General features: G+C 60.3%; 9 protein-coding genes. 8 read left to right on the top strand and 1 reads right to left on the bottom strand.

Translation table 11 applies throughout. The features are described 5' to 3' along the window. Positions 1–399: 399 nt before the first annotated feature. The 7 genes from AC1DWI_RS13800 to AC1DWI_RS13830 all read left to right on the top strand — a co-directional run bounded on the left by AC1DWI_RS13800 (position 400) and on the right by AC1DWI_RS13830 (position 3,515). Entirely contained in the window at positions 400–735 is a 336-nt protein-coding gene (locus AC1DWI_RS13800; protein ID WP_477648908.1) for an ArsR/SmtB family transcription factor, read from the top strand. Continuing rightward, positions 732–1,166: an SRPBCC family protein gene (locus tag AC1DWI_RS13805; RefSeq protein ID WP_477671524.1), complete on the top strand. Its 435-nt coding sequence runs from the start codon at positions 732–734 to the stop codon at positions 1,164–1,166. The genes AC1DWI_RS13800 and AC1DWI_RS13805 overlap by 4 nt, the downstream gene beginning before the upstream one ends. 39 nt (positions 1,167–1,205) lie before the next feature. Continuing rightward, positions 1,206–1,655 carry a DUF1801 domain-containing protein gene (locus AC1DWI_RS13810; protein ID WP_477671624.1) on the top strand — a complete coding sequence of 150 codons (450 nt, stop codon included), beginning with the start codon at positions 1,206–1,208 and terminating at the stop codon, positions 1,653–1,655. Between the two features lie 33 nt (positions 1,656–1,688). After that, positions 1,689–2,096 (top strand): DUF1801 domain-containing protein, encoded by a 408-nt coding sequence (locus AC1DWI_RS13815; protein ID WP_477671525.1) that lies wholly within the window; start codon positions 1,689–1,691, stop codon positions 2,094–2,096. Positions 2,097–2,318: 222 nt separating this feature from the next. Further along, positions 2,319–2,801, top strand: a complete 483-nt coding sequence (locus AC1DWI_RS13820; RefSeq protein ID WP_477725032.1) for an SRPBCC family protein — start codon at positions 2,319–2,321, stop codon at positions 2,799–2,801. Continuing rightward, positions 2,785–3,141, top strand: coding sequence for an ArsR/SmtB family transcription factor (locus tag AC1DWI_RS13825; protein ID WP_477725033.1), 357 nt, complete (start codon positions 2,785–2,787; stop codon positions 3,139–3,141). The genes AC1DWI_RS13820 and AC1DWI_RS13825 overlap by 17 nt, the downstream gene beginning before the upstream one ends. 23 nt (positions 3,142–3,164) lie before the next feature. Beyond that, positions 3,165–3,515: a DUF2200 domain-containing protein gene (locus AC1DWI_RS13830; RefSeq protein WP_477671528.1), complete on the top strand. Its 351-nt coding sequence runs from the start codon at positions 3,165–3,167 to the stop codon at positions 3,513–3,515. Positions 3,516–3,545: 30 nt separating this feature from the next. Here the strand turns inward: AC1DWI_RS13830 and AC1DWI_RS13835 are convergent, their stop codons facing one another. Further along, positions 3,546–4,139, bottom strand: coding sequence for a pseudouridine synthase (locus AC1DWI_RS13835; protein WP_477671529.1), 594 nt, complete (start codon positions 4,137–4,139; stop codon positions 3,546–3,548). Positions 4,140–4,189: 50 nt separating this feature from the next. Between AC1DWI_RS13835 and AC1DWI_RS13840 the strand changes: the two genes are divergently transcribed. Beyond that, positions 4,190–4,881: SOS response-associated peptidase (locus tag AC1DWI_RS13840; RefSeq protein ID WP_477725034.1), on the top strand; the 692-nt coding region annotated here is incomplete at its 3' end.

Here is a 4,881-nt window from a genome sequence, read left to right on the forward strand (position 1 = left end):
GGCAACACCGTCGCCGGCGTCCCAGCTGAGCGTGGCGCTGTCCGGCTCCAGCGCAACTTCCACGCGCACGCGCGGGATCTCGATGGGCGTACCGTCACCCGGTGTGTAAGTCACGTCACCGGTAATCATGGCGAACTGGGGCATGGCTATCTCCTGGAAGGGGTCGTTATGCGCCTCCAACGGCGGCGCTTGAAACCCATTTGGCACGCATCGCAAGCGTTTGTCTGTCAGAGAAAGGCGGCATTGTTGAATGGCGGCGTTCATGAACTGCCTTCCATGATGGCAACGGGTTGTCACGCTCAGGTCACGCTGAGGTTGACGGGGCTGAATCCCCGGGGCCTTCACTTTCTGGATCCAGGTGGGTTGACAAACCAATAACCATATGGTTATGATTTCGGCATGCAAACAGTTTCCAACGAGGTAGCCAACGAAGTTTTCAAAGCCCTGGCCGACCCGACACGCCGGGCGATTTTTGAGCGCCTGGCCCAGGACGGGGCGCAAACCGTGCGTGCGCTGACAGACCGCGCGGGCGTGTCGCAGCCGGCGGTGTCCAAGCACCTGCGCATCCTGAAACAGGCAAAGCTGGTGGACGACAGGCGTGAGGGCCGCGAAACGCATTACAGCGCCCAGCCGCTGGCGCTCTCCGTCCTGCGCGACTGGGTGAGTTTTTATGGCGCTTTCTGGAACGACCGCATCGATCATCTCGAATCACTTTTGAAAAGGATGGACCAATGAGCAACACTGCAACCCTTAGCACCACCGCTGCTTCCACTGAAACACGCGCCGTCGTCGTTGAGCGCGAGATCCCTTACCCGCCCGAAAAAATCTGGCGCGCCCTCACGCAGCCGCACCTGATCGAAGAGTGGCTCATGAAGAACGACTTCAAGCCCGTCATGGACCAGCGTTTCAGCCTGCGCGCAGACTGGGGCGCTGTTGAATGCCAGGTTCTGGCCATCGAGCCCGACAAAACGCTGTCTTACACCTGGGCCGCCTATGGGCTTGAAAGCGTCGTCACCTGGACGCTCACCCCCACAGGCACGGGCACACACCTGCGCATGGAGCAGTCGGGCTTCCGGCTGGACCAGGAGCAGGCCTACCAGGGCGCCAAGCACGGCTGGCCGCAGTTCTTTGCCAAGCTCGAACAGGTTCTGGCGCGGGCAGGTTGACTGCCCGGGTCTTCGACACAAGGCATTGAGATGAATGCAATGGCCAAGAAGAAGCCCGATGCGAGCAGGGTGGCGGCAAAGGCAGGCAAGCCGGCCCTGCTCTCAGGCGGCAACCCGCAGATTCCCAAGGGCGAGGGCGATGCACCCGTGCAGGCTTACATCGCGGCCATGCCGGGGTGGAAGCGCGACATCGGCCAACGCCTTGACGCGCTCATCGTGCGCACTGTTCCTGGTGTGCACAAGGCCGTCAAATGGAATTCACCCTTCTACGGTGTGGAGGACCAAGGCTGGTTCCTCAGCGTCCATTGCTTCACGAAGTACGTCAAGGTGGCATTTTTTCGCGGCACGTCGCTACGGCCTGTTCCGCCGGGTGAATCCAAGAGCCAAGACACGCGCTATCTCGACATCCATGAAGATGACCCCTTCGACGAAGCGCAGCTCACCGACTGGGTGAAACAGGCCAGCCAGCTACCCGGCGAAAAGATGTGAGCAAACACCAGACATGATGAATGGAGCAACAACATGAACAAGACCAAGAGCGCACCGGTTGAAGCAAAAGAATCAGGCTCAGCTTCTGAGTTGATAGACGCAAAGATCAAAGGCCTCGATGACTGGCGCGGCGAGACGCTCGCCCGCGTCCGGGCCATCGTCACACAGGCCGTTCCCAATGTGGTCGAGGAATGGAAGTGGAGTGTTCCCGTCTGGTCTAAAGACGGCATCCTCTGCACCGGCGAGACCTACAAGAAGGCCGTGAAGCTGACCTTCCCCAAGGGCGCAAAGCTCGAAGACCCTTCGGGCCTTTTCAACTCCAGCCTCGAAGGCAACACCCGCCGCGCCATTGATTTTCATGAGGGCGACAAGGTCGATGAGAAAGCGCTGAAGGCATTGATACGCGATGCCGCGGCACTGAACAAGCCATCGGCCAAATAGACGGGCTCCAGGGCCACTTTCACGCGTCCCTGGGGAATCCCGATCGGCGAAACCACCGTGAGCCGTGCGACGCTCTCACGCGCTGGGTAAGCATTTAGCGTGCAGTTTCCCCATCTGGTTGCAATTTATCGCAGGCGATAAAAATGGTTTCAAATTAATGCAACCATTTTATTGCGCTTTTGAATTGACTTGCGCATAATAAATGCAACCAGGAGATTGCATATGACTTCATCAACGACATCGTCTTCATCATCTACAGACCGCATCGAACGCAGCACCTTGATCAACGCCCCCGTGTCACGGGTCTGGCGCGCGCTGGTGAACGCCGAAGAATTTGGCGGCTGGTTCGGCGTGGCGCTCAAGGGCCAAAACTTTATCGCCGGCCAGCAGGTGCAAGGCCACATCACCATTCCGGGCTACGAGCACGTGGTGTTTGACGTGCTCATTGAGCGCATTGAGCCCGAAAAGCTGTTCTCTTACCGCTGGCACCCCTACGCGGTAGACCCGGCCATTGACTATTCGAAAGAGCCCACCACGCTGGTCGAGTTCACGCTCAAAGACACCGGCAAGGGCACCCTGCTCAGCGTGGTGGAATCAGGCTTTGACAAAATCCCCGTGGCCCGCCGTGCAGAGGCCATTCGGATGAACGCCGGCGGCTGGGAAGGCCAGATGGAGAATATCCAGAAATATGTCACCTCGCACTAAAACCTCTGAAGTCTTGACCCCCCAGCGCGGCCCCGCAGGCGTCTTCGCCGCCCTGGGCGACGAAACCCGCCTGCGGCTGGTGGCCGTGCTCTGCGTGGGCGGCGCCGTGTCAATTGCCCAGCTCACTTCCACCACCGACATTACCCGCCAGGCCGTTACCAAGCACCTGCATGTGCTGGCCGACGCGGGGCTGGTGCATCACGTCAAAGTGGGGCGAGAGCGCCTGTGGCAGTTTGACCCACAGCAGCTCGACGAAGCCCGTCGCTCACTGGATTTGATCGCCCAGCAGTGGGACCAGGCACTGGGCCGGTTGAAGGCCTCGATCGAGGCAGAGGCATAGCCGCTTTGCAGAAGGAAACGACGATGCCCCAGCACAAGATTTTCACGATGGCTTTTGCCAAGGTCTACCCTATGTTGGTTCAAAAAGCCGAACGCAAAGGCCGCACCAAAGAAGAAGTCGACCAGATCATTTGCTGGCTAACCGGTTATGACCAAAAGGGGCTGGACAAACAAATCAAGCTGCAGAATGATTTCGAAACTTTCTTCGCCCAGGCCCCAGCCATGCATCCGAACGTGTCGCTGATCAAAGGTGTGGTCTGCGGTGTTCGCGTAGAAGAGGTCGAAGACCCGCTGATGCAAAAAATACGCTGGCTGGACAAGCTGATTGATGAGCTTGCCAAAGGAAAGGCGATGGAGAAGATTTTGCGGCAATAACTTCTGCGGCGTGTTGGCCCATTCCGCCTTCTATTCCGCTTGCTCTTGCGCCTCACGCCAGCTGCCCTGCGCCAGGCCCTGCAGCGCATAAGGGCCGATGGAAGCGCGAATCAGGCGCAAGGTCGGAAAGCCCACGGCAGCCGTCATGCGCCGCACCTGCCGGTTGCGCCCTTCGCGAATGCCGAGTTCCAGCCATGCCGTCGGGATCGCCTTGCGCACGCGCACGGGCGGCTTGCGCTCCCACAGGCCCGGCGGTGTGTCAATCAACCGCGCGTTGGCCGGGCGCGTCATGCCGTCATTGAGTTGCACGCCCTGGCGCAGTGCGGCCAGAGCAGTCTCATCCGGCAGACCTTCCACCTGCACCCAGTAGATCTTTTCCATCTTGAAGCGCGGGTCGCTGATGCGCGCCTGTAGCGCGCCGTCGCTCGTCAGCAGCAGCAGGCCCTCGCTATCCGCGTCCAGCCGGCCGGCCACATACACGTCGGGTACCGCGATGAAATCTTTCAACCCGCGCCAGCGGCCTTCGGGCGTGAACTGGCTCAGTACGCCATAGGGTTTGTTGAAGCAAATCAAGCGTGGCGGCATGCCGGTTGGGGTGGGCGGAGTGAAGCTGGGGCTGGGCATGGGTGTCATTGGACCATGCCCCGGTAGCGGCACTGCGATAGCATCGCCGCATGAGTACCCAATACGAGAGCATCAAAACCGCGACGCTTTATACCGATGCCTTCGGCGTGGCCGCCCCGGATTCGCCCGTGGAACGCAATGTGTGGCCGCGCAAGCCGGGTGTTTTTATCCGAGCGATAAAAGTCGATGAAGCCGAAGAAGCTGGGGAAGCCGAAGAGGTTGACGAGCCCACAGGCGCTGAAAAGCTCCCGCGAGCGCTGCTTTCGCACGAGCTGGTGACCGGGCAGTTTGGCCTGGTGCCGCGCTGGGTCAAGTCGGCTTCAGACGCCAAACTGCGTTCGACCAAGCTGGTCAATGCCCGCTCGGAAACCGTCACCACGTCGAGCAACTTCCGCGATGCCTGGCTGGCCGGGCAGCGCTGCATCGTGCCCATGATGGCGTTTATGGAAGACGATTGGCGCAGCGGCAAGGCCGTGCCCACCCGCATTGCCCGGGTAGATGGCCAACCCCTGGGTGTGGCGGGCCTGTGGGAGAGCTGGACAGGCGCGGATGGCGAAGTCATCGTCAGCTACACCTTGCTCACGGTGAATGCCAACAGCCACGCCCTGATGAGCCGGTACCAGCAGCCCGGCAACGAAAAACGGATGCTGGCGATTCTGAACGAAGGCGCCTACGATGCCTGGCTCAGCGCCCGCACGGAAAAGGCCAGGGAGTTCATGCGGGCCTATCCGGCCAATTGGTC

Source organism: Polaromonas sp. P3_C2, assembly GCF_056402675.1.